The sequence below is a fragment of the Pseudomonas sp. NPDC089392 genome (assembly GCF_044749595.1).
Taxonomy (GTDB): domain Bacteria; phylum Pseudomonadota; class Gammaproteobacteria; order Pseudomonadales; family Pseudomonadaceae; genus Aquipseudomonas.
Map to the genome: position 1 here is coordinate 163,196 of NZ_JBIVIF010000001.1, position 23,587 is coordinate 186,782.

Sequence of the window (23,587 nt, forward strand, 5' to 3'; positions counted from 1 at the left end):
CTACGAATGCCCGAGTATGTGGCGACGCCGCAGCAATGGCCAGTGCCATTTGCCGGGTATGGATACATCGGCTGGTCAGCCATAGGCCTGCCCGGTGACCAGCTCGGCAAATGCCTTGGCCATAACCGAACCTCCGCGCTCACGCTGCACCAGCCACACCGCCGACGTGGCCCCTTCGTCGAGCAATGTGCGGTACACCACCCCTTCAATGCGCATGCGCTGGAACGAGGCCGGCAGCACCGACACCCCCAACCCCGCCGATACCAGGCCGATGATGGTCATCGCCTCCCCTGCCTCCTGGGCAAGATGCGGGCTGAAGCCCGCCTGCCGCGCCAGGCTCAGTAACTGCGCGTGCAAACCGCTGCCGTAACTGCGCGGAAAGAACACGAACGGCTCATGGGCCAAAGCCGCCATATGCACGCCATGCTCAGCACTTTCGGCCAGCGGATGCGAAGCGTTGATCACCGCCACCAGCGGCTCACGAAACAATTCGGTGGCCAGCAAGCCCTCAGGCAGCGGCATCGGCCGCATCAGCCCCACTTCAATGGTTTCGTCGAACACCCCCTCGGCGACATCCCGGCTGCTCATTTCCTTGAGGTTCAGGTGCACCGCCGGAAAGCGCTGGCGAAAGGCGTGGATGGCCTTGGGAATCTTCGAAGTGAAGGGTGCCGACGAGGTAAAACCGATCTTCATTTCGCCCAACTCGCCCAACTGAGCGCGTCGGGCTACATCCGCGGCTCTATCGACCTGCGCCAGCACCTGGCGTGCCTCTTCAAGGAACAGCCTGCCCGCCTCGCTCAGCTCGACCCGACGATTGGTACGCTCGAACAACCGCGCCCCCAGCTCCTGCTCCAGCGCCTGGATCTGCTGGCTGAGCGGTGGCTGGGAAATACCCAGCTGCTGGGCGGCTCGGCCAAAGTGCAGCTCTTCGGCCACGGCAATGAAGTAACGCAGATGACGCAGTTCCATGGTCGGCTCCGAACAGGTCGCAAAACGTCTTAAATAGGTCGAACAATATATTGGATCTAATCATTAGCCAGCTATATGCTTTTTTTCATTGCGCCAGAGGTACCCGCCGTGAAAACTGCTGTAGCCCCCCTTCCTGCCGAGCCAGAACTTGCTCCCCTGAACGAGATGTGGATCGAAAAAGGCACCGCCGCCTTCATGAAAACCGTGCTGGCCTTGTTCAGCGGCGGCTTCGCCACCTTCGCCCTGCTGTACTGCGTGCAGCCGATGATGCCGCTGCTGTCCAAGGAATTTGCCATCACCGCGGCGCAGAGCAGCCTGGTGTTGTCGGTAGCCACCGCCATGCTGGCGTTCGGCCTGCTGATTACCGGCCCCATCTCCGACCGCATAGGGCGCAAGCCGGTGATGGTCTTTGCCCTCGTTTGTGCTGCTCTTTCCACCCTGGCCAGCGCGGTGATGCCAAGCTGGGAGCTGGTCCTGGCCACCCGCGCCCTGGTCGGCCTGTCGCTGAGCGGCCTGGCGGCGGTGGCCATGACCTACCTGAGCGAAGAGATCCACCCGCAGCACATCGGCCTGGCCATGGGCCTGTACATCGGCGGCAACGCCATTGGCGGCATGAGCGGGCGGCTCATCACCGGCGTATTGATCGACTTCGTCAGCTGGCACACGGCAATGCTGAGCATCGGCGGCCTGGCCCTGGTGGCCGCGCTGGTGTTCTGGAAGGTGCTGCCGGAATCGCGCAACTTCCGCCCGCAGATGATGAACCCGCGCAGCCTGCTGGACGGTTTTGTCATGCACTTCAAGGACGCCGGCCTGCCTTGGCTGTTCCTTGAAGCCTTCCTGCTGATGGGCGCGTTCGTCACCCTCTTCAACTACATCGGCTACCGCCTGCTGGCCGAGCCCTATCACATGAACCAGGCGCTGGTCGGCTTGCTGTCGGTGGTGTACCTGTCAGGTATCTACAGCTCGGCGCAAGTCGGCGCCCTGGCCGACAAGCTGGGCCGGCGCAAGGTGTTCTGGGCCAGTATCGTGGTGATGGCAGGCGGCTTGCTGATGACCCTGGCCAGCCCGTTGGCGATGGTGATCATCGGCATGCTGGTGTTCACCTTCGGCTTCTTTGGCGCGCACTCGGTGGCCAGCAGCTGGATTGGCCGGCGGGCGCTTAGGGCCAAGGGGCAGGCGTCGTCGTTGTATCTGTTCAGTTATTACGCAGGGTCCAGTGTGGCCGGTACGGCGGGCGGGGTGTTCTGGCACCAGTGGGGCTGGAACGGCATCGGGTTGTTCATTGGCAGCTTGCTGGCGGTGGCGTTGCTGGTGGCATTGCACTTGAGCAAGTTACCACCGAAAACCGCATGAGGCCCTTTCGCGGGTAAACCCGCTCCCACAGGGACTGCGCTACACCTGAGGCAAGCGCCATACCTGTAGGAGCGGGTTTACCCGCGAAAGGGCCGCCGGATCAGTTGATGATCTCAACCATATCCACATCCACTTCCCGGCTCATCAGGTGCTTCTCCACCTCACCGGTCAGCTTGACCTTGGTCTTGTCATTGAACGGTGTCGGCGGCAGGTCTTCATCGTCGATTTCAACAGTGATGGTGCCGGTGTTGTCCTTGAACTCGTACTTGTCGTCGTTGTTGATCTTCTTGGTCACGAAGCCCTGCAGCACCACCGGGGTGTCATCGGCGGCATCGTTGGCCGCTGCAACGGTGCTAACCGACTGGGCACCGGGGCCTGTGTAGCCAGCAGCCAAGGCGGCAGTACTGAACAGTGGGGCGAGGATCAGGGCGAGGTAGCGAGCTTTCATGGTGGCAGGTCCTTTTTCGTTTTCGATGGGAAAAGCCTACCGAAGCTGGCTGAAGCGAATCTTAATCTGTCCAGGCTTCGTCCAGTTCCAGCACCAGCTGCGTTTGCAACTGCTCACCGACCACCTGCAATTGCAAACTGCGGATCTGCGCGCCATCGCGCTCCAGTGCGTGCAGCCAGACCAGCAGTTTCGCAGGGTCGCCTTCAAGGCTGACATCCACTTGAGCGGCGCGGGCCTGCAGCCCGGTGACCCGCAGTCCGGCAGCCTGCGCTCGCTCGTTGAGCCCGGCGGGGGTCAACGTCCGCACCGCGTCCCGAGCCATGGCCGGGCCTGCCGAAACCCTCTGCAGGTGCCCGGCCAGCGCCAGCGCGCGTGCATGATCAAGCTCGGCCTGCTGCAAGCGCTGCTTGCCGGGTTCCCAGGCAACTTGCCAGAGTACGACCAAGACCAGGCTCCAGAGTGCGGCCCCAATCACGCTGCGCCGCGCGCCAGGTAGCGATTGCCACTGGCGTAGCCAGGTCTGCTTGAACCACCGCATCATCGAGCCTCGCGCCAAGTGAGGGTCGCGCGCACGCCTTGCTCGGCCTGGCGGGCCTGGTCCATCAACACCGCAGGGGCCCGCTGACGCAAGCGCTCAAGGTCTTCGAACCCTTGGGCAACCACTTCCAGGCGCCAGCCTTCGGTAGGGCTGGCCACCGCCTGTTCAACCGTGATGTTCCCGGCCTCCACCAACTGCTCGGTGAACGTTGCCAGTTCCTCGACAGCGGTCATTGCCCGGGGGCGGAACTCCAGCGCCTTGACCTGTGCAAGCAGGTCACCCGCGACAGGCTGCCCAGGCGCCCACCGCTGAAATGCCTGAACGTTGTCGGCATCCAGCTGCGCCGCGCGTTGCGACAACCACGTGGCGCGCAGATGATCCGCCAGGCACACCATCACCAATGCCAGCAGCACCCCGCCCGCCAAGGCCGGCCAGGGCACGGCCGAGCCGCGCCGCCGGAATGCTCCTTGGCGCAGGTCAAGGGCCGTGGCCCGCCCTTGCACCAGGACGTGGAAAACGCTGTCGACTGCCTGGTTGCAGAGTACCTGCCCTGCATGAGCAGCCTCGGCCTGCCAGGGCATCGGCGGCAACTGCTGCGCCAGAACCTCAGCCACTCTGGGGCTGGCGGCCAGCCATGGCCCATTTTGACCGCCCAGCAACCAGCGGCCCCCGACCCACAAGGCGCAGGGCGGCCCGGCACCCAGCAGGTCGGCATCGGCGTACAGGCCCAGCGGGTCGATACCTTGGGCTTGCAGCAGGGCCATCAGGTTGGTCATGACCTGAAGTTCTATTACCAGGGCACGACGATGCCCTTGCGGACTCGGCGAACCGAACACCAGGTGCAACGTTTCCAGCGGCGCTGCCAACTGATCCTCGGCGGCATAGGCCAATGTTTCTGCTGTCGGCCGTTTACCCGGTACAGGGCCGATTTCACAGCTGCCCAGCATTTCCATGGGCACCACCACGATCACAGGGCCGGTCACGCTCGCGGCCAGTTCACCCAGGCGCGCCTTGTTCAGGCTGCCATCCTTCGTCCGCAACCACACCGGCCAGTGCGCATCAGCCGCCGCAACGCCTTCAGGTAACAGGTACAGCCAGTTCTCACTCATCTGCACTACGCTCCCGCCTTGCAGTAAACACACGACGCACCACACGGACCTGGTGCGTGTTCAAATCGATTTCCATGTCGCTGTACAGGTACATTCGCTTATCTGCCAGCTGCGCCTGTACCTCAAGGCGAAACCAGCGGCTGGTCACTGCCAGCCCACGGCGGTCCAGGCCCAGGCCCTCCAGTTGGGGCTGGGCCAGAAAGCGTTCCACCGAGGGGTAGCCCGACTCTGGGCGCTCACTTGCCAACGCTGCAGCCACCGTGGGTGACAGCTCGGCGAGCGCAGCCAGCAAGCGCACCGGGGCCGTATTGATGTTGAGCCGCGCCTCCTTGGGCAATACCACCACCCATGGCTGCAAACGCGTCATCACCTCGGCGGTAACACCTGGCAATGCGCGCAGCTGGGTGGGGTCAAGCATCGGCTGGCCAATCAGCCTGTCCAATACCGGTGGCTCCAGTTGCAACGAATGGCACAGGCGCTCCCAGCGCTTTAGCAGCAGTGGGTCAGGCACCTTCCCGGGCATCAGGGCGCCCAGGTTCAAGCGCCCCGCAAGGTCCTCAAGCTGCAGATGTACCTGCCCTTCACCGAGGCTTAACTCTCGCGGCTGGGCCCAGGCTTGCCGGTCATGGGTAACCTGCAGTACCTCGCCCACTTCGCGGCGCAAGCTGGCCAGGGCATGCTGCTCGCCAGCATGGGCCAGGCGCAGCAAGCGCGTACTCTCGATCTGCTGGGTGACCCCACCAAGCAGCAGTTGATGGCTGTGCAACATGCCGGCCACCAGCAACGTGAACAGCGCCATGATCAACAGCACGGTAACCAGTGCCAGCCCCTTTTGCCGTTGCCACCTCATTGGCTGGCGCCCCCCAGCGGCAGTACCCGCCGCAGCTGCTCAAAGCGCTTGGTCGACAGCGTCACCTCCAGCGCTTGTGGTGGCACCGGCCGCCGTTGCGCCATTGGCCAGCGTGCGTGCCAGCCGCTTCCGGGCACATGCACACGCCAGTGCAGTTCACGTACACCTTCAAGCAAGCGCTGCGGTCGAGGCTGGTCTTGCCCCTGGGTGCGCCGTTGGCGCCAGAGCACGCCCTCCTCCAGCCAGTATTCGACAACCCTCAACTCGCTGCGCTTGAGCGCCTGGTTGTCTTGCTCCCTGGCCAGCCAGTGAACCCGTGCGCCGTGCAGCAGCACACCAAAACCTTCCTTGCCCAGGCTCGCGGGCTGGTAACCCAGCAAGGCATCGCGCTGCATCAGGCTCATGGCCCTGCCTAACGCACGCAGCTCATCAGCCTGCACCTGGCGTGCGCTTTCGGCACGCATGAACACATCGAGCACGCGCGCGCTGCCCACCGCCAGCAAGGCAAAGATGGCGATCGCCAGCAACAGTTCGATCAAGGTGAAGCCGCGTTGACGGGCCAACCTGCCTCTAGCGTGGCGCATCGACCAACCCCAGCCAGCCCGTGGCTTGATGCAGTACGTGGCGATCCGAGGCAAGGGCCACCCGCACGTGCACCTCCAGCAACGCACTCCCGCCCAGGCGGCGGCGGGTTTCCAGCAGGGTCCAGCGACGCTGGCCGAACATGACATCCAGGCTGCGCTGGCCAGGCGCCGGCGCAGGTTGCAGGCGCATATCCATCAAGTGGTTGTCGGCGACCCAGCTGGCGAGCAAGCGCTCCTCAAGCCCCTGCGACTGCAGCAGTACGTGCTGGCTGGCGGAGGTTACCGCCACGGCCAGTACCGCGAAGATCGCCAACGCCACCAGCACCTCCAACAAGGTGAAGCCGCGCTCAGCGCACAAAGCTGGGGTCATTGATGCCATCACTCGACACAGAGACAAGGCGCACGTTGCCCGCCTCGAAATGAAGGGAAAACGGCGTGTGCTCGTCATTGCCGTACATCACCAGTTGCGGTGCACTGCCAGGCAGGGCGTGAGGCACCCCAACCCCATCGACCTCCACACGCAAATCCAGCTCGACATCTCGATGCTTACCCACTGCCGCCCAGCCATCGTCAGCGGCTTCAAGCAGCTGATAGCCCTGGGCATCAATGCGAATACCCAGCGCCAAGCCCTCCAGCACCGCCTGTTGCCGCGCGTGCTGCACCAACTGGTAGAACAGGTTGGCTTCCTGATTGGCCATACGTTGCGGATCACGCCCGAAGATGAACTCCGCCATGCCCATCACGATGCCCAGCAGCAGCATGACCAGCAGCAGTTCCAGCAGCGTAAAGCCTTGAGAACGGCGCGGGTTCATTCAGGCCAGTTACCGATATCGGCATCCATTTCCTCGCCACCCGGTTGCCCATCGGCCCCCAACGAGTAAAGGTCATAACCTTGGGTCGAGCGGGTGCCCGGGTTCGCGTACTGGTAATGCGAGCCCCAAGGGTCGGTAGGTGTGCTTTTGAGGTAGCCCTGGGCACTCCACTGACGCGGCAGTGGCGCCACGGTTGGTCGCTTCACCAAGGCTTCCAGCCCTTGGGCAGTGGTCGGGTAGCGGCCATTATCCAGACGGTAGATTTCCAGCGCGGTGGAAATCGACTGGATATCGGTGCGGGCTGCGGTCAGCTTGGCATGGTCAGGACGGCTCATCACATTGGGCAGCACCAGCGCGCCAAGCACGCCCAGGATGATGACCACCACCATGATTTCGATGAGGGTGAAGCCGCGTTGGGCGCGGCGTGCTGAACGTAAGGACATATCAGTTGACCAGTTGGTTGAGGTTGAGAATCGGCAGCAGGATGGCGAGCACGATGAACAGCACGATGGCGCCCATCACCAGCAGCATCAGCGGCTCGCAGAGGCTCACCAGCAACGAGATACGCCCTGCCAGTTGCCTGGCCTGAAGGTCTGCGGCCCGCTCCAGCATGGCGTCCAGCTCACCGGCACGTTCGCCGCTGGCAATCATGTGCAGCATCAGTGGCGGCAAGGTTTGGCTGCGTGCCAGGCAATTGGCCAGCGAGCGGCCCTCGCCCAGCTCGCGAGCCGCCTGCAGCAAACGCTCGCGCAGGATCAGGTTGCCGATCACCGCCGCACCAATGTTCATCGCCTCGACCAGGGCCACACCGCTGCGCCCAAGGATCGCCAAGGTACTGATGAAGCGGGCCGCTTCACTGGCGCGGACAAACTCGCCATAGCCCGGCAGGCGCAGTGAAAAGCCATGCCATTGCCTGCGCCGTGCCGGTTGCCGAAGGGCCCAGGCAACCAGTGCAATGGTTACCGCCACTAGCGCCAGCGCTGCCAGGCCGAACTGCTGGGTGGCATCGCTCAGGGCGATCAGCACTTGCGTTGCCAGCGGCAGCTGCGCCTGGTCACGCGAAAAGGCCTGCACCACATCCGGCACCACGTAACCCAGCAGAAACCCCACCACCAGCAACGAAACAACCAGCAGGATCACCGGGTAAACCATGGCCAGCTGTACTTTCTGGCGCAGGGCCTGCTGGTTCTCGCCATGCTCGGCCAAGAGCTCGAGTACGCCCGCCATGTGGCCAGAGCGCTCGGCGGCGGCTACGGTGGCCCGGTAAACCACGGGGAACGCCTGCGGGTAATGCGCCAGGGCCTGGGCCAGGGCATGGCCCTCGGCAACCCGCTCAGCCACGCCACGCAACACCTGACGTACCTGGTGCTGGGTACTCTGCTCAGCCACGGCCTGCAGGGCCTCGGTCAACGGCACCCCGGCATGCAGCAGGGTCGCCAGCTGGCGCGTCAGCAGCGAGCGCTGGGCCAGGTTCAGGCTGTTACGTATGCCCCAGCCGCCCATGGCCGACACCCGGACGGGGGCCAGCTTCAGTACCTGCAAGCCTTGCTCGCGCAAGGTTTGCCGAGCCTGGCGCGCCCCCTGTGCCTCCAGGGTGCCGCGCTGGCGCGCCCCCTTCGCATCCTGGGCCTGGTAGCGGAACAGCGACATGTCAGTCCTGCCCCGTCACGCGCAGCAGCTCTGCCACGCTGGTCTGCCCCTGGCAGACACGCTGGACGCCATGCTGGAACAGGCTTGGTGTGTCCCGGCGGATCAATTCGAGCATGCCCGCCTGCGACGCCCGGGCATGGATCGCCTGGGCCAGCGCTGGTGTCACCTCCACCATCTCGTGCAAGGCCAGGCGCCCGCTGTAGCCCAGCTGGCATTCGCTACAGCCCTGCGCTTCATAGAGCTGCAACGGCAGCCCGGCGGGGTAGCCCAGGGCGCTGGCCGTGGCCTCCTCCACTGCATAAGCGACTTTGCAGTGGTCGCAGAGCCGCCGCACCAGCCGCTGGGCCATCACCCCCGCCAGCGAGGTGGCAAGCAGACAGGTATCGATGCCCATGTCGGCAAGGCGCGTGATAGCGCCCAGAGCGCTGTTGGTATGCAAGGTGGACAGCACCAGGTGGCCCGTCAGCGAGGCCTGCACGGCGATGTCGGCAGTCTCCCGGTCACGGATCTCGCCGACCATGACCACGTCCGGGTCCTGTCGCAGAATGGCCCGCAGGCCACGGGCGAAGGTCATGTCGACCTTGGTGTTGACCTGGGTCTGGCCGATGCCGGGCAGGTGGTATTCGATCGGGTCCTCGACGGTGAGGATATTGCGCGATTCCTGGTTGAGGTACGAAAGCGCGGTGTACAGCGTCGTGGTCTTGCCGGAACCGGTGGGCCCGGTGACCAGGAAAATACCGTGGGGTTTTTCCAGCATGCGCATGAAGCCAGCCCGCACCGAGCCGTGCATCTGCATGTGGTCGATGTCCAGGCGCACAGCCTGCTTGTCCAGCAAGCGCAGCACCACCCGTTCGCCATGGGCAGCGGGTAACGTTGACACCCGCACGTCCACTTCATGGCCGGCAAGACGCAGGCTGATCCGCCCATCCTGGGGCACGCGCTTTTCGGCGATATCCAGGCGCGCCATGACCTTGATGCGCGAAACCAGCAGGGCAGACAGCTCGCGCGGTGGCGTCAGCACTTCGCGCATGACGCCGTCGACTCGCATGCGCACGCGCAACTGGTGCTCGAACGTTTCCAGGTGAATGTCCGAGGCCCGCGCTCTCACCGCCTCGCTGAACAAGGCATTGAGCAGGCGGATGATCGGTGCGTCATCTTGTTGCTCAAGCAGGTCGCACGTTTGTGGCAAGGCTTCGGCCAGCCGCGACAGGTCAATTTCCTGGTCCAGACCCTGGACCACCGCCTGCGCGGCATCCTGACCCGGGCCATAGCACTGGGCCAAGCGCTCGGCAAAGTGGGCATCGCTCACGTAACGCAGCGGCCAGGTACTGCCGACCAGCCGACAGGCTTCGGCCATGGCGGCCAGTGACGCGCCATCACGCATCAGCAAGGCAGGCTCGGCCGCCTGCTGGTCGAGCAGGATGCCGTGACGTCGGGCAAAGCTGAACGGCAGTGCGATGCTCAAGGCCGTGGCCCGCGTGAGTCAGGCAGACGCCGCGTTTCAAACATCCGCTGGGCATCTTCCGGCAGGACCGAATCATCCGCAGTGCGCACCCCATCGTAGGCACGTTGCCCCGCCTGGATGAGTTCGGCCTGGCTGCGCAAGATGGTCGGGCGCAGGAATACCATGAGGTTGGTTTTTTCCTGGATGTCGCTGCGCCAGCGGAACAAGCCGCCCAGCCACGGGATACGGCTGAGCAACGGTACACCACGCTGTACCTGGCGCACGCTGTCCTTGATCAGGCCACCAATCACGATGATCTCGCCATCGGCGGCCAGGATGGTGCTCTTGAGCGTGCGCTTGTTGGTGATCAAGTCATTCTCGGCGGTGCTGGGCGCAATTTCCGAGCTCTCCTGCTCGACTTCAAGGCGCAGGCTGTTGCCTTCGTTGATGTGCGGGCGCACCTTCAGGCTGATACCGATGTCCTTGCGCTCGACCGTGGTGAACGGGTTCTCTGAACCACTGCCGGGTGTAACGTAAGAACCTGTCTTGAACGGCACGTTCTGGCCCACCAGGATCTGCGCCTCCTGGTTGTCCAGGGTCAGCAGGCTAGGCGTTGACAACAGGTTGCTACGGCTGTTGCTGGCCAATGCCGAAACCAGCGCGGCAAAACGGTCAGAGCCGATGGCCAGGGCGGCGCCACCCGGCAGCTTGGCCTCTTTACCCAGCAGGTCGGCCAAAGTAGCGCCGCTTTCGCTGTAGGTAACGCCGCCTTTAAGGCCACCTTTGTCCATGCCCCACTGCACGCCCAGCGCTTCCTCGATGCTGCCGCTGACTTCAACGATTGCCGCATGGATCAGCACTTGCGCCCGCGGCTGGTCCAGCTGCTGGATGATCTGCTCCACGCTGCTCAATGTTTGTGGCTCACCCAGCAGCACCAGCGCGTTCTGGTTGGCATCGGCCTTGACCGTGGCTTCGCCGGCAAGGTCGGCGCCCAGGGTGTTTTTGCCCGGTCTACCATCCAGTCGCTTGCCCACCTCACCCAGCACTTCGGCAAGCTGTTCGGCATTGCCATGTTGCAGGCGCACTACACGCCAGTTCTGCGAAGTGGCCGGTGCGGGGACATCCAGCGAGCGGGTCAGTTGCGCCAGGCGCTGCCTGGACTTGGCCGGGCCGAGAATCAGCAGGCGGTTACCGCCCGCATCGGCCAGCACCCGCACACCACTGTCGGGGCCACCGGCTGCGGCTTCAACCACCAGGAATACGGCCTCGGCCTGGGCTTTGCGCAAGGTCACCAGCTCATAGTCATGCCGCTGGCCGCTGTCGAGTTGCAGGACCAGTTGCTCCAGGCGGTCAAGGTTGGCTGCGGAGTCGGTCACCACCAAGGCATTGGCCGAACTGGACGGCCCAATGTAGCCACTGCTGGAAACCAAAGGCCGTAACAGGCCGGCCAGGTCGGCAGCGACACTGCCCGACAGGTTGAAGACCCGCGTGGTGAACGCTGCCGGTATCGCCTCCACCTGCTGGTTGGCCCAGGCCTTGGCCTCGCTCGCCGGCAGCACCAGCAAACGGTCGCCGTCGTTCACGGCAGCAAAACCTTGGGCATTGAGCACCGAGTAGAACAGCCGGCGGATCCCCTCGCGATCGAGCGCTTCGTTGGAAAGGACAGTGATACGGCCTTGCACGCGCGGGTCGAGGATGATCGTCTGGTCGAGGATCGCCCCCACCTCGCGTACCACCTCGCGCACATCGGCATCGCTCATCGCCAACTGCCAGGTGGGCGCTTCGGCCAGCGCCAGCGAACAGTTCAGGGTAAGGCAGGCGCCAAACGAGGCGGCGCGCAGATATCGCTTGAGAGTCATTGCACCTCCCGCAACAGGCGGGATGAAGGGTCGGGAATGGGGTGCGAGCGAGCGGCCGCACCTGTAGGCAGAAACACGTTTGCAGTGGGCGCGGACATCGACACGACTTCCTCACGGCCTTCAAACCACAGCACGATGGAGCGCACATCGATACGGCGCAGCACGCCGCGGCCGGGTATGCGGTCACCGACGCGATAGATGGCCTCGCCGCTTCGGCTTTTCACCAACGCACGGGCCTCGCCCTGGCTGGAAACGAAACTGGCTTTAAGGGCTATATCTGATTGGCCTGGCTGTTGTGGGCCGGTTGCCTGAAAGCCGAACGCCAAGGCCAGGGTGGCCGCCGGCAAGGGTTTTTCCGGCACGGCCGCTGTCGCCGGTGGCGGGGGCAGCACCTGCGGTCGCGTACCGACGGGATAAACGCTTTCACGCCATGCCAGCCAGGCAAGCGCTTTCAGCGCGAAAGCCAGCCAGATCAGATACGATGAGCGCTTCATCAGAATCAGGGCAGCATGCGCCGCAGCACACGCCGCCCGCACAGCTCGTGCAGCACCACGGCAGCGATGTGCATCGCTACGCCCAGGGCCAGCAGCAGGCAGGCAGCAATGTGAACCCTGAACCAGACGCTGTGCCAGTACGGGTCACTCAGCACGGGCGCAATGGTGAACCAACCGAACACATCGATGGCCCTGTCCATCATCAGCACACCGGACAGCAAGACCATGGCCGTGGTCCAGTACAAGCCTTCATGCACCGCATGCGCGATGCGCTGGCCCTTGGGGTCGTCGTGCAGGCTACGGGGCTTGAGCCTGGTCAGGCGAAAGAACCAGCGCAGCAGGAATAGCGGGATGAACAGCGTAGTCATGGCCACATTGACGAAGGCGACCTGCTCAAGCGTGGCAGGTGTGACATTCACGTGCGCCACGTAGAAGCCGCTGATCAACGCCCAAATGATGACCATGGCAGAGACCCAGTGCAGGAGGATCTGCTGCCAGCAATATTTTTGTACTTGCATGGAGAGCACTCGAAGAGCCTGGCCCCCGTAAGGGGCCAGGTTTGATGCATTACTTCTCGGTCCAGGCCATGTTCCAGTGGGAGCCAGTGCCTGGCTCGAACTGGGTAGCGCCGGCGGAGTACTGCACGCAGTAACCCGAATTAGGGAACGGCTGGCACTCGTAGACCTTGCCATTCTTGGGCTGCAGGACTTTGGTGCCCGCCTTGTAGCTCGACAGCGACTCAGGGAAGACAAAGTCATGCGACGCATCGCCAGCTGCTTTGAGCTGCACTGTCTTCTCGTCCTGCAGCAGCACTCGCTCGCGCTTGTCCACGCCAACGACCTTGAGGGTGTGCTCACCTTCGGCACTCACGACATTCAGCGCGAACGGTTCAGTGCCGTTAACGTTCTGACGCGAGTAAGAGACCTGCTTGTTGTTGCTGTCGAACAACCGCGCCGTTACGGTCAGGGCCTTGTTGGTCATGACGCTGAAGTCCACGCCACCCTTGCCGTCCACGATCGTGTACTCGGGTTTCACATCATGCAGGTGCATCGTGGTCGGCTCGCCAGCGGCGGCTTCAAAGTCCAGAATGTAGTTGGTCAGGCCACTTTCGGCTTTGGCGAAGATGCTATTGGAGCCCTGCACAGGCTCGATATTGCCGTCGGCATCCATTTGACCGGCACGTACCAGCGTCTGGGTTTCGTTGATCTGCCTGGCGAGCTTGTAGGCCCAGTTGGCAGCGATGCCTTCTTCGGCATTGTCGACCGTGATGCTCACATGGTGCGAGGTACGCTCCCCGTTGGCATCGAATGCGCGGGCAGTCACTTTATCGCCGGCTTCAAGGTCACGATTGGCACTGATTTCAGCCAGGCGCGGCCACTCAGGGGCAGGGCCGCCATCAAGCTGGATATCAACGTCAGCAACGCTATGGAAGGCCTTGTCGGTATCACCCACTTTCCAGACGCCGAGAATCACATGCTGGCCCGAACGGTCAGCTGGCAATGTGCAGCTGTGCTTCGGGTTGGTGCCTGTACCGGCGGCCGGAATCTGCTGCTTGCCATCAACCACACAGAACGGGGTGGCATCGAATGAGGCACGGGTCAACGCCACGTTGGGATTCCAACCCGCCTTGGTAATGAAGTATTCCCACGAGGTAACCGGATGCGGGGCTTGATAGTGCCAGTCGAACTGCATGTTCCGGTCATGGATTGGGGTAAGGTGCCAGCGATTGGCCGCTTGCTCATCGAGGGCGCCAAAGTCGCTACGAACACCACCACTGGCAATTTTCCCATCGACCGGACCTGCGCCCGGGAAGCGCCCTATCGCCTCACCGACCGACCACGGCTCGTACTGAGGTTGTCCACAGTTAGTGTTCAGGTTTTTAAAATTTGCATGGCATAGCCCGGCACGAGAAGGCGGATCAGCCAGGTAGCCATGTGCACTGGCAATTTGAGCATGCAAACCTGCACCTGCGATTGCCAGCCACACACCTGTGGCGACAACGCTTTTTCGCAGGGTCTTTGTTGTATTCATCACGAACTCCGAACGCATTGCTGGTGAATTGCGCAAAGGCGCATTTACTCGAAGCGAATGCGCCTTTTGCGCAAGGGGAGTTCGGACTTTAGGGAAAACCGGTTTGCCTATATGTAGGAATAAACCGGTCTAGCTCCCCGATTCGCAACCTCTGCGCTCGGGGAGCCACGGTTCAGGCGTGATACTGCGCAGAAAGCTCATGCACGGCGTTGATGAACACGCCAGCATGCTCCGGGTCGACTTCCGGGGTAATGCCGTGGCCGAGGTTGAACACATGGCCAGTACCGTGACCGTAGCTGGCCAGGATGCGTGCCACTTCCTGGCGGATAGCTTCGGGCTTGGCGTACAGCACAGTCGGGTCCATGTTGCCTTGCAGGGCTACTTTGTCACCGACGCGACGGCGGGCATCGCCGATCTCGCAGGTCCAGTCCAGGCCCAGTGCGTCGGCACCGGCTTCGGCGATGCTTTCCAGCCACAGGCCGCCGTTCTTGGTGAACAGGATCACCGGTACCTTGCGCCCTTCGTGCTCGCGGATCAGCCCGCTGACGATCTTGCGCATGTAGGCCAGGGAGAATTCCTGATAGGCCGCCGCCGACAGGTTGCCACCCCAGGTGTCGAAGATCTGTACAGCCTGGGCGCCAGCAAGGATCTGGCCGTTGAGGTAGCTGGTGACCGACTGGGCCAGCTTGTCCAGCAGCAGGTGCAGGGCTTGCGGGTTGTCGTAGGCCATGGCCTTGGTCTTGCGGAAGTCCTTCGACGAGCCGCCTTCGACCATGTAGGTGGCCAATGTCCACGGGCTGCCGGAGAAGCCGATCAGCGGTACACGGCCGTTGAGCTCGCGGCGGATGGTGCTGACCGCGTCCATCACGTAGCCGAGGTCTTTCTGCGGGTCAGGGATTGGCAGCGCTTCGATATCGGCCGGGGTGCTGATGACTTTCTTGAAACGCGGGCCTTCGCCGGTTTCGAAGTACAGGCCCAGGCCCATGGCATCGGGGATGGTGAGGATGTCCGAGAACAGGATCGCTGCGTCCAGCGGGTAGCGGTCCAGCGGCTGCAGGGTGACCTCGCAGGCGAACTGCGGGTTCATGCACAGGCTCATGAAATCACCGGCCTTGGCGCGGCTGGCGCGGTATTCCGGCAGGTAGCGGCCGGCCTGGCGCATCATCCACACCGGGGTGACGTCTACGGGTTGCTTGAGCAGTGCACGCAGGAAACGATCGTTCTTCAGGGCAGTCATGTCGGCATCCGGAAAAATAGTGCGGGCATTTTCTCAGACGCCAGCGCAAAAGGCACGGCCATGGCCATGCGTTTTGTCTATTGGATGCCACAGATCAAGCGTTTTTGTATACAAAAGTGCTGCGAAGGGTGGCACCGGCTTCGCCGGTGTTCGCGGCTAAAGCCGCTCCCACAGGGATTACGCAAGTTTGAAGCCAGCGCAGAATCTGTGGGAGCGGCTTTAGCCGCGAATGCCATGGATCAGACTTCGAGATAGTCCAGGATACCCTCGGCAGCCGTACGCCCCTCGAAGATAGCCGTCACCACCAGGTCCGAACCGCGCACCATGTCGCCACCGGCAAACACTTTCGGATTGCTGGTCTGGTGCTTGAACTTGCCCTTCTCCGGCGCCACTACACGGCCCTGGCTGTCCAGCTGGATGCCATGCTGCTCGAACCACGGTGCCGGGCTCGGGCGGAAGCCGAAGGCGATCACCACGGCATCGGCCGGCAGGATTTCTTCGGAACCCGGGATCGGCTCGGGGCTGCGGCGGCCACGGGCATCTGGCTCACCCAGACGGGTCTCGACCACCTTCACGCCTTCCACCTTGTCTTCGCCGACAATGGCGATAGGCTGGCGGTTGTAGAGGAACTTCACGCCCTCTTCCTTGGCGTTCTTCACCTCTTTGCGCGAACCCGGCATGTTGGCTTCGTCACGGCGATAAGCACAGGTCACGGCTTTGGCGCCCTGGCGGATCGAAGTGCGGTTGCAGTCCATCGCGGTGTCGCCACCGCCCAGTACCACGACCTTCTTGCCCTGCATGTCGACGAAGTCTTCTGGCGACTTTTCAAAGCCCAGGTTGCGGTTGACGTTGGCGATCAGGAAGTCCAGCGCGTCATGCACGCCCGGCAGGTCCTCGCCTGGGAAGCCGCCCTTCATGTAGGTGTAGGTACCCATGCCCATGAACACCGCGTCGTACTCGGCGAGCAGCTGTTCCATGGTCACGTCCTTGCCCACCTCGGTGTTCAGGCGGAACTCGATGCCCATGCCGGTGAACACTTCGCGGCGGTTGCTGAGCACGGTCTTTTCCAGCTTGAACTCAGGGATGCCGAAGGTCAGCAGGCCACCAATTTCCGGGTTCTTGTCGAACACCACCGGGGTCACGCCAGCACGCACCAGCACGTCTGCGCAGCCCAGGCCGGCCGGGCCGGCACCGATGATGGCAACGCGCTTGCCGGTTGGCTTGACCTTGGACATGTCCGGGCGCCAGCCCATGGCGAAGGCGGTGTCGGTGATGTACTTCTCCACCGAGCCGATGGTCACCGCGCCGAAGCCGTCGTTCAGGGTGCAGGCACCCTCGCACAGACGGTCCTGCGGGCACACGCGGCCGCACACTTCCGGCAGGGTGTTGGTCTGGTGCGACAGCTCTGCCGCCGCCAGGATGTTGCCTTCGGAAACCAGCTTCAACCAGTTGGGGATGAAGTTGTGCACCGGGCACTTCCACTCGCAATACGGGTTGCCGCAGCCCAGGCAGCGGTGTGCCTGCTCCACGGACTGCTGCGGCTTGAACGGCTCGTAGATTTCCACGAACTCCTTCTTGCGCTGGCGCAGCAGCTTTTTCTTAGGGTCCTTGCGGCCCACTTCGATGAACTGGAAGTCGTTGTTCAGACGTTCAGCCATTTTTCAAAACCTCTTTACCGCAGTTGCCAGCCTCAGGCTGCAAGCTGCAAGACGATCACTTGAGCACGACGGGCCCCGCGCACGGGGCCGTCACTTGCAGCTGTACTTACTGCGGGTTGGCACGGGTGCTGGACAACAGTTGCTTCAGGTTGGCCGCCTTCGGCTTGACCAGCCAGAAGCGCCGCACATAGTCGTCCAGGTTCTCCGAGAGCTCACGCCCCCACTCGCTGCCGGTCTCTTCCACATACTCGGCAAGGACCCGCGCCAGGTGGCTGCGGTAGGCTTCCATCGCTTCACCACTGATACGCTGGATTTCCACCAGCTCGTGGTTGAGCTTGTCGACGAAGCTGTTGTCCATGTCGAGCACGTAGGCGAAGCCGCCAGTCATGCCAGAACCGAAGTTGTAACCGGTCTTGCCCAGGACGCAGACAAAGCCGCCGGTCATGTATTCACAGCAGTGATCGCCAGTACCCTCGACAACAGCGTGGGCGCCGGAGTTACGTACAGCGAAGCGCTCGCCCGCAGTACCCGCGGCAAACAGCTTGCCGCCAGTGGCACCGTACAGGCAGGTGTTGCCGACGATGGCGCTGTGCTGGGTGGCGAACGGGCTGCCGGCTGGCGGCACGATGGTGACCTTGCCACCGGTCATGCCCTTGCCGACGTAGTCGTTGGCGTCGCCTTCCAGGTGCAGGTTCAGGCCACCGGCGTTCCACACGCCGAAGCTCTGGCCCGCAGTACCCTTGAAGCGGAAGGTGATCGGCGCCGCAGCCATGCCCTGGTTGCCGTGCAGGCGGGCGATTTCACCCGACACACGCGCACCAATGGAACGGTCGCAGTTGCAGATGTCGAGGCTGAACTCGCCACCGGCCTGGTCGCGGATGGCCGGCAGGGCCATGTCCACCATCTTCTCGGCCAGCAGGCCTTCGTCGAACGGCGGGTTCTTGTCGACTTCGCAGAACTGCGGCTTGTCGGCCGGAATGTGCGAGCTGCCCAGCAGCGGGGTCAGGTCCAGGTACTGCTGGCGCTCGGTGTCACCTGGCAGCACGTCGAGCAGGTCGGTACGGCCGATCAGCTCACCCAGGCTACGCACGCCCAGCTTGGCCAGCCACTCACGGGTTTCTTCGGCGACGAAGGTGAAGAAGTTGATCACCATGTCGACGGTGCCGATGTAGTGGTCCTTGCGCAGCTTGTCGTTCTGCGTGGCCACGCCGGTGGCGCAGTTGTTCAGGTGGCAGATGCGCAGGTACTTGCAGCCCAGGGCGATCATTGGCGCGGTGCCGAAGCCGAAGCTTTCGGCGCCGAGGATGGCCGCCTTGATCACGTCCAGGCCGGTTTTCAGGCCGCCGTCGGTCTGTACCCGTACCTTGCCGCGCAGGTCGTTGCCGCGCAGGGTCTGGTGGGTTTCCGCCAGGCCCAGTTCCCACGGGGCGCCGGCGTACTTGATCGAGGTCAGCGGCGAAGCACCGGTACCACCGTCGTAACCCGAGATGGTGATCAGGTCGGCATAGGCCTTGGCCACGCCAGCGGCGATGGTGCCAACGCCAGCTTCTGCCACCAACTTGACCGATACCAGCGCCTGCGGGTTGACCTGCTTGAGGTCGTAGATCAGCTGAGCCAGGTCTTCGATCGAGTAGATATCATGGTGCGGCGGTGGCGAGATCAGGGTCACGCCCGGCACTGCGTAGCGCAGCTTGGCGATCAGGCCGTTGACCTTGCCGCCCGGCAGTTGGCCGCCTTCGCCAGGCTTGGCGCCCTGGGCAACCTTGATCTGCAACACTTCGGCGTTGACCAGGTATTCCGGGGTCACGCCAAAGCGGCCGGTGGCCACCTGCTTGATCTTCGAGCTGCGGATGGTGCCGTAGCGCGACGGGTCTTCACCGCCCTCACCGGAGTTGGAACGCGCACCCAGGCGGTTCATCGCCTCGGCCAGCGCTTCGTGGGCTTCTGGCGACAGTGCGCCCAGCGAGATACCGGCGGAGTCGAAGCGCTTGAGGATCGCTTCCAGCGGCTCGATCTGCTCCAGGGCCAGCGGCTGGTCGGCCACCTTCACCTTCAGCAGGTCGCGGATCATCGACACCGGGCGCTGGTCGACCAGCGTGGTGTATTCCTTGAACTTGGCGTAGTCGCCCTGCTGCACGGCGGCTTGCAGGGTGTTGACCACGTCCGGGTTGTAGGCATGGTATTCGCCACCGTGGACGAACTTCAGCAGGCCACCTTGCTGGATCGGCTTGCGCGCGCTCCAGGCTTCGGCCGCCAGCAGCTTCTGGTCGCTTTCCAGGTCTTCGAAGCGCGCACCCTTGATTCGGCTGGACACGCCCTTGAAGCTCAGGCCAACCACTTCTTCGGACAGGCCGATGGCTTCGAACAGCTGCGCACCACGGTACGAAGTGATGGTGGAGATACCCATCTTCGACAGGATCTTCAGCAGGCCCTTGGAGATGCCTTTGCGGTAGTACTTGAACACTTCGTCCAGGTCGCCCAGCACTTCGCCGGTGCGGATCAGGTCGGCCAGTACTTCGTAAGCCAGGTACGGATAGACGGCCGAGGCACCGAAGCCCAGCAGCACGGCGAAGTGGTGCGGGTCACGGGCAGTGGCGGTTTCCACCAGGATGTTGCTGTCGCAACGCAGGCCCTGTTCGGTCAGGCGGTGGTGCACGGCACCAACGGCCAGCGAAGCATGCACCGGCAGCTTGCCCGGGGCGATGTAGCGGTCGCTCAGCACCAGCTGGGTCTTGCCCGCGCGCACAGCTTCTTCAGCCTGGTCGGCGATGTTGCGGATGGCCGCTTCCAGGCCGACGCCCTGCTCATAGTTGAGGTCGATCAGCTGGCGGTCGAAGCCTTCGCGCTCCAGGTTCATCAGCGAGCGCCACTTGGCGGGCGAGATCACCGGCGAGCTCAGGATGACCCGCGAAGCGTGCTCCGGGGACTCCTGGAAGATGTTGCGCTCGGCACCCAGGCAGATTTCCAGCGACATCACGATCGCTTCGCGCAGCGGGTCGATCGGCGGGTTGGTCACCTGGGCGAACTGCTGGCGGAAGAAGTCGTACGGCGAGCGTACGCGCTGCGACAGCACGGCCATCGGCGTGTCGTCACCCATCGAGCCAACGGCTTCCTGGCCCTGCTCGCCCAGCGGGCGCAGCACCTGGTCACGCTCTTCGAAGGTGACCTGGAACATCTTCATGTATTGCTTGAGCTGGTCAGCGTCGTAGCTGGCCGCGCCCTGGTCGTCGGTCAGCGTCGCCTGGATGCGCGTGGCGTGCTGACGCAGCCAGCGCTTGTACGGGTGGCGCGACTTCAGGCGGTTGTCGATGGCGTCGGTGTCGAGGATCTGCCCGGTTTCGGTGTCCACGGCAAGGATCTGGCCCGGGCCGACACGGCCCTTGGCCAGCACTTCCTCAGGCTGGTAACCCCATACGCCGATTTCCGAGGCGATGGTGATGTAGCCGTTGGTGGTGGTCACCCAGCGCGCCGGGCGCAGGCCGTTGCGGTCGAGCAGGCACACCGCGTGGCGGCCTTCGGTCATGACGATACCGGCCGGGCCGTCCCACGGCTCCATGTGCATGGAGTTGTATTCGTAGAAGGCGCGCAGGTCGGCGTCCATGGTCTCGACGTTCTGCCAGGCTGGCGGTACCAGCATGCGCACGCCGCGGAACAGGTCGATGCCGCCGGTAACCATCAGCTCCAGCATGTTGTCCATGCTCGAGGAGTCGGAACCCACGCGGTTGACCAGCGGGCCGAGCTCTTCGAGGTCGGGGATCTGGTCGTTGGCGAACTTGGTGCGACGGGCCATGGCCCAGTTGCGGTTGCCGGTGATGGTGTTGATCTCGCCGTTGTGGGCGAGGAAGCGGAACGGCTGCGCCAGCGGCCATTTCGGCAGGGTGTTGGTGGAGAAGCGCTGGTGGAACACGCAGATCGCGGTTTGCAGGCGCTCGTCACCCAGGTCCGGGTAGAACGCCGCCAGATCGCGCGGCATCATCAGGCCTTTGTAGATGATGGTCTTGTGCGAGAAGCTGCAAATGTAGTGGTCGGCGTCGTGGGCGTTGGCCACGGACGAACGGCGACGGGCACTGAACAGCTTGATGGCGAATTCCTGGTCGCTCAGGCCTTCACCACCGATGAACACCTGCTCGATCAGCGGCAGGCGCTCCAGGGCCAGGCGGCCCAGTACGCTGGTGTCGATCGGCACCTTGCGCCAGCCAACCAGCTTCAGGCCAGCAGCGAGGATTTCGCGGTCCATGTTGGCGCGGGCAGCTTCGGCTTTGACCGGGTCCTGGTTGAAGAACACCATGCCGACGGCGTACTGCTTGGGCAGCTCGACGGCGAAGTGTTCCTGGGCCACGGCACGCAGGAATTGATCGGGCTTCTGCATGAGCAGACCGCAACCGTCACCGGTCTTGCCGTCGGCGTTGATGCCGCCGCGGTGGGTCATGCACGTCAGCGCCTGCATGGCGGTTTGCAGAAGGTGGTGGCTCGGCTCGCCCGTCATATGGGCGATCAGGCCAAAACCACAGTTGTCCTTGAATTCTTCGGGATGGTACAGACCTGTTTTCATAGACACATTCTCACCAGGTTCACCTCTCTAACGGAGGTAAATCTCTTTTTTAACAACCACTTACCATCCACGCCGATCAAATGCCAGCTTTTTTGCGGTGGCCATGGAAAACCATTGTTGCACAGCGACAGCGATGCCCACAAATTTTCATGTCTCACCATTGAAAATTTATGTCGCAATTTTGAATGTTTTTGCGCCATGCGCCGTGATAGCGGCTTGGCTTGAGTCTGAAGCGTTTCAGCCATGACTGCAACTAGGGGCTTGTGGCCGGCAGTCTGGGACAGAAAAGCCTGCCGCGCATAAACGCAGCAGGCTAGAAGGGCTGGCAGCCCTTATGTCAGGTATCGCTCAGCAACTGGGCGGCGGGGTGGTGCCGCCCGGCAGGTATCAGCGGGCCGAGGCCAGCTCTTGTTGGACGCTGGCGACGGTACGTGGCCAAGGTTTACCAGCCTGGACCTTCGCTGGCAAGTTCTTGATTGCCGCAACCGCTGCGTCGCGGTTGGCGAAGCTGCCGTAAGTGACTACATACAGCGGCTTGCCCTGCAGGTTTTTCTTGAAGTAGCGATAGTCGCCACCCTGGGCCTTGACGAACGCCTGGGCCGAGGCTTCAGAGCTGGTACCCAGGATCTGCACCACGTAATTGCCCGGTTTCTGCCCGGAATACCAGCCACCGCTGCCGCTGCCAGCAGCCGCTGGTTTCTCGGCAGGCTTGGCCACGGCGACCTGGGCCGGCGCAGGTGCCGGCTTGGCAGGCGCAACCGGTTTGGCGGGCTGGGTTGCGACCGGTTTTGGCGCAGGCGCAACCGGCTGCGGCTTCACTGGCTGGGCCGGGGCCATGGCGACTGGCTGCGCAGGCACCGGCGCCGGGCCCGCCGGCACGCCTTGTGGCGGCGCGATGGTGGTCACGGTTGGCGGCGGGTTGACTGGCTGCAAGGCGGTATCACCAGCCGGGCTACCCTCTTCACCCTCGCCCATGCCGGCGGCCTGGGCCAACGGTTCGCGCATCACCGGTTGCGACTGGCCAACCAGCGGTAGCGGCATCGGCTGCGAAGAGCCAGAGAACTCGATATTGGCACCCTGTTTGCCCTCGCCAAGCGGCAACTGGGCCTGGGCGGCAGGCGCATCGGCGGGGGCCTTGTCGCCTTTCTTGGGCATCAACACCGCAGCCGCAACAGCGACCACGACCACAGCGGACAGCGCGAGCACATGTTTTTTAGGCATCTTGAACCCCATGGATGGTCGCTTGGCCGTTGTACGGCTGGCGATCATGGCTTCGATCAAAGTGTCACGGGCGACCTGGTTGATGTTGCCAGGCCAACCGTCGGAGTTTTCATGGATATCGACGATCTGTTCACGGCTGAACACCTCGATGCCCCGGCCAGCCCCTTCCAGGCGCTGCTCCAGGTACTCGCGGGTTTCTTCTTCACTGTAGGGGGCAAGCTCGATGATGTGGAAGCGTTCTTCCTCGATATTGAGCTCGTCCAGCCCGGCATTCAGCGATGGCTCACCGAACAGGAACACGTGCGGCCGCCCTTCCGGTACTCCCGCCGCCAATTCCAGCAACGCTTGGAGTGCCGACTCGTCGAGTTGTTCCGCATCGTCCACCAGCAAATACACTTCCTGCCCGGTCAGTGCCAGCTGCACCACCTTGGACAGGATCGCCTGCACTTCAGCCTGGGCCACACCCAGGTCCTGCGCCACCTGGGCGAGCACACTGGAGGCATCGCTGGCACTGCGGGCAGACACCACCACACTCTGCACAGCCTGCTTGTTGGTGCTGGCCACCAGGGCCTGGCGCAGCAGCGACTTGCCGCTGCCCAGCGGGCCGCTGACAACCAGCATCAGCTGGCTGTAGCGTGCAAGGTGGTGCAACTGGCCAAGCACAGGCTTGCGCTGGGCCGGGAAAAACTTGAAGCCGGGCACGCGGGGCGCGAACGGATCGTGGCTCAACTGGTAATGGTCGAGGAAGGCCTCATCGGCGTGCAAACTGGTCATTGCG

General features: G+C 63.3%; 21 protein-coding genes. 1 reads left to right on the plus strand and 20 read right to left on the minus strand.

The window, feature by feature from the left end; genetic code table 11:
- Positions 1-75: 75 nt before the first annotated feature.
- Entirely contained in the window at positions 76-969 is an 894-nt protein-coding gene (locus ACIP1G_RS00660) for a LysR substrate-binding domain-containing protein (protein WP_400732607.1), read from the minus strand.
- 75 nt (positions 970-1,044) lie between these two features.
- Here ACIP1G_RS00660 and ACIP1G_RS00665 point away from each other — a divergent pair, with 75 nt between their 5' ends.
- Complete coding sequence (locus tag ACIP1G_RS00665; protein WP_400732610.1) at positions 1,045-2,322, plus strand: MFS transporter; 1,278 nt, start codon at positions 1,045-1,047, stop codon at positions 2,320-2,322.
- A 100-nt stretch (positions 2,323-2,422) separates the two neighbouring features.
- Here ACIP1G_RS00665 and ACIP1G_RS00670 read toward each other — a convergent pair whose 3' ends face one another.
- From ACIP1G_RS00670 to ACIP1G_RS00760, 19 genes are all read right to left on the minus strand, one after another.
- Positions 2,423-2,770: a NirD/YgiW/YdeI family stress tolerance protein gene (locus tag ACIP1G_RS00670; RefSeq protein WP_400732612.1), complete on the minus strand. Its 348-nt coding sequence runs from the start codon at positions 2,768-2,770 to the stop codon at positions 2,423-2,425.
- Between the two features lie 61 nt (positions 2,771-2,831).
- Positions 2,832-3,311: a type II secretion system protein GspM gene (gspM, locus tag ACIP1G_RS00675; protein ID WP_400732615.1), complete on the minus strand. Its 480-nt coding sequence runs from the start codon at positions 3,309-3,311 to the stop codon at positions 2,832-2,834.
- On the minus strand, positions 3,308-4,417 hold the full coding sequence (gene gspL, locus ACIP1G_RS00680) for a type II secretion system protein GspL (protein ID WP_400732618.1): 1,110 nt from the start codon (positions 4,415-4,417) through the stop codon (positions 3,308-3,310). Before gspL ends, gspM begins: the two co-directional genes overlap by 4 nt.
- Positions 4,410-5,267: a general secretion pathway protein GspK gene (locus tag ACIP1G_RS00685; RefSeq protein ID WP_400732621.1), complete on the minus strand. Its 858-nt coding sequence runs from the start codon at positions 5,265-5,267 to the stop codon at positions 4,410-4,412. The genes gspL and ACIP1G_RS00685 overlap by 8 nt, the downstream gene beginning before the upstream one ends.
- Positions 5,264-5,851, minus strand: coding sequence for a type II secretion system protein GspJ (locus tag ACIP1G_RS00690; RefSeq protein WP_400732623.1), 588 nt, complete (start codon positions 5,849-5,851; stop codon positions 5,264-5,266). Before ACIP1G_RS00690 ends, ACIP1G_RS00685 begins: the two co-directional genes overlap by 4 nt.
- Complete coding sequence (gene gspI, locus ACIP1G_RS00695) at positions 5,838-6,221, minus strand: type II secretion system minor pseudopilin GspI (RefSeq protein ID WP_400732626.1); 384 nt, start codon at positions 6,219-6,221, stop codon at positions 5,838-5,840. Before gspI ends, ACIP1G_RS00690 begins: the two co-directional genes overlap by 14 nt.
- Positions 6,199-6,663: a type II secretion system minor pseudopilin GspH gene (gspH, locus tag ACIP1G_RS00700; protein WP_400732629.1), complete on the minus strand. Its 465-nt coding sequence runs from the start codon at positions 6,661-6,663 to the stop codon at positions 6,199-6,201. Before gspH ends, gspI begins: the two co-directional genes overlap by 23 nt.
- Entirely contained in the window at positions 6,660-7,106 is a 447-nt protein-coding gene (gspG, locus tag ACIP1G_RS00705) for a type II secretion system major pseudopilin GspG (protein ID WP_201201920.1), read from the minus strand. Before gspG ends, gspH begins: the two co-directional genes overlap by 4 nt.
- 1 nt (position 7,107) lies before the next feature.
- Positions 7,108-8,313 (minus strand): type II secretion system inner membrane protein GspF, encoded by a 1,206-nt coding sequence (gene gspF / locus ACIP1G_RS00710; protein ID WP_400732632.1) that lies wholly within the window; start codon positions 8,311-8,313, stop codon positions 7,108-7,110.
- 1 nt (position 8,314) lies between these two features.
- On the minus strand, positions 8,315-9,778 hold the full coding sequence (gspE, locus tag ACIP1G_RS00715; RefSeq protein WP_400732635.1) for a type II secretion system ATPase GspE: 1,464 nt from the start codon (positions 9,776-9,778) through the stop codon (positions 8,315-8,317).
- Positions 9,775-11,616 (minus strand): type II secretion system secretin GspD, encoded by a 1,842-nt coding sequence (gene gspD / locus ACIP1G_RS00720; RefSeq protein ID WP_400732638.1) that lies wholly within the window; start codon positions 11,614-11,616, stop codon positions 9,775-9,777. Before gspD ends, gspE begins: the two co-directional genes overlap by 4 nt.
- Positions 11,613-12,110 (minus strand): hypothetical protein, encoded by a 498-nt coding sequence (locus ACIP1G_RS00725; protein WP_400732640.1) that lies wholly within the window; start codon positions 12,108-12,110, stop codon positions 11,613-11,615. Before ACIP1G_RS00725 ends, gspD begins: the two co-directional genes overlap by 4 nt.
- Before the next feature lie 5 nt (positions 12,111-12,115).
- Positions 12,116-12,628, minus strand: a complete 513-nt coding sequence (locus tag ACIP1G_RS00730; protein ID WP_400732643.1) for a cytochrome b — start codon at positions 12,626-12,628, stop codon at positions 12,116-12,118.
- A gap of 49 nt (positions 12,629-12,677) precedes the next feature.
- Positions 12,678-14,096 (minus strand): N-acetylglucosamine-binding protein GbpA, encoded by a 1,419-nt coding sequence (gene gbpA / locus ACIP1G_RS00735; protein WP_400733129.1) that lies wholly within the window; start codon positions 14,094-14,096, stop codon positions 12,678-12,680.
- Positions 14,097-14,313: 217 nt separating this feature from the next.
- Positions 14,314-15,378 carry a uroporphyrinogen decarboxylase gene (gene hemE / locus ACIP1G_RS00740; protein ID WP_201201951.1) on the minus strand — a complete coding sequence of 355 codons (1,065 nt, stop codon included), beginning with the start codon at positions 15,376-15,378 and terminating at the stop codon, positions 14,314-14,316.
- Positions 15,379-15,617: 239 nt separating this feature from the next.
- Complete coding sequence (locus tag ACIP1G_RS00745; RefSeq protein WP_003249156.1) at positions 15,618-17,036, minus strand: FAD-dependent oxidoreductase; 1,419 nt, start codon at positions 17,034-17,036, stop codon at positions 15,618-15,620.
- A gap of 106 nt (positions 17,037-17,142) precedes the next feature.
- Positions 17,143-21,588: a glutamate synthase large subunit gene (gene gltB / locus ACIP1G_RS00750; protein ID WP_400732645.1), complete on the minus strand. Its 4,446-nt coding sequence runs from the start codon at positions 21,586-21,588 to the stop codon at positions 17,143-17,145.
- Positions 21,585-21,833, minus strand: coding sequence for a hypothetical protein (locus ACIP1G_RS00755; RefSeq protein ID WP_400732647.1), 249 nt, complete (start codon positions 21,831-21,833; stop codon positions 21,585-21,587). Before ACIP1G_RS00755 ends, gltB begins: the two co-directional genes overlap by 4 nt.
- A gap of 142 nt (positions 21,834-21,975) precedes the next feature.
- Complete coding sequence (locus ACIP1G_RS00760; protein WP_400732649.1) at positions 21,976-23,583, minus strand: SPOR domain-containing protein; 1,608 nt, start codon at positions 23,581-23,583, stop codon at positions 21,976-21,978.
- Positions 23,584-23,587 lie beyond the last annotated feature (4 nt).

Bases quoted from the DNA above. Each gene is read 5' to 3' on its own strand.
- ACIP1G_RS00725 (WP_400732640.1), bottom strand. From the start codon at position 12,110: ATGAAGCGCTCATCGTATCTGATCTGGCTGGCTTTCGCGCTGAAAGCG.
- gspM (WP_400732615.1), bottom strand. From the start codon at position 3,311: ATGATGCGGTGGTTCAAGCAGACCTGGCTACGCCAGTGGCAATCGCTA.
- gspH (WP_400732629.1), bottom strand. From the start codon at position 6,663: ATGAACCCGCGCCGTTCTCAAGGCTTTACGCTGCTGGAACTGCTGCTG.
- gltB (WP_400732645.1), bottom strand. From the start codon at position 21,588: ATGAAAACAGGTCTGTACCATCCCGAAGAATTCAAGGACAACTGTGGT.
- ACIP1G_RS00660 (WP_400732607.1), bottom strand. From the start codon at position 969: ATGGAACTGCGTCATCTGCGTTACTTCATTGCCGTGGCCGAAGAGCTG.
- hemE (WP_201201951.1), bottom strand. From the start codon at position 15,378: ATGACTGCCCTGAAGAACGATCGTTTCCTGCGTGCACTGCTCAAGCAA.
- ACIP1G_RS00685 (WP_400732621.1), bottom strand. From the start codon at position 5,267: ATGAGGTGGCAACGGCAAAAGGGGCTGGCACTGGTTACCGTGCTGTTG.
- gspG (WP_201201920.1), bottom strand. From the start codon at position 7,106: ATGTCCTTACGTTCAGCACGCCGCGCCCAACGCGGCTTCACCCTCATC.
- ACIP1G_RS00745 (WP_003249156.1), bottom strand. From the start codon at position 17,036: ATGGCTGAACGTCTGAACAACGACTTCCAGTTCATCGAAGTGGGCCGC.
- gspF (WP_400732632.1), bottom strand. From the start codon at position 8,313: ATGTCGCTGTTCCGCTACCAGGCCCAGGATGCGAAGGGGGCGCGCCAG.
- ACIP1G_RS00755 (WP_400732647.1), bottom strand. From the start codon at position 21,833: ATGGCTGAAACGCTTCAGACTCAAGCCAAGCCGCTATCACGGCGCATG.
- ACIP1G_RS00730 (WP_400732643.1), bottom strand. From the start codon at position 12,628: ATGCAAGTACAAAAATATTGCTGGCAGCAGATCCTCCTGCACTGGGTC.
- ACIP1G_RS00670 (WP_400732612.1), bottom strand. From the start codon at position 2,770: ATGAAAGCTCGCTACCTCGCCCTGATCCTCGCCCCACTGTTCAGTACT.
- ACIP1G_RS00690 (WP_400732623.1), bottom strand. From the start codon at position 5,851: ATGCGCCACGCTAGAGGCAGGTTGGCCCGTCAACGCGGCTTCACCTTG.
- ACIP1G_RS00665 (WP_400732610.1), top strand. From the start codon at position 1,045: ATGCTTTTTTTCATTGCGCCAGAGGTACCCGCCGTGAAAACTGCTGTA.
- gspI (WP_400732626.1), bottom strand. From the start codon at position 6,221: ATGACCCCAGCTTTGTGCGCTGAGCGCGGCTTCACCTTGTTGGAGGTG.
- gspD (WP_400732638.1), bottom strand. From the start codon at position 11,616: ATGACTCTCAAGCGATATCTGCGCGCCGCCTCGTTTGGCGCCTGCCTT.
- gspL (WP_400732618.1), bottom strand. From the start codon at position 4,417: ATGAGTGAGAACTGGCTGTACCTGTTACCTGAAGGCGTTGCGGCGGCT.
- ACIP1G_RS00760 (WP_400732649.1), bottom strand. From the start codon at position 23,583: ATGACCAGTTTGCACGCCGATGAGGCCTTCCTCGACCATTACCAGTTG.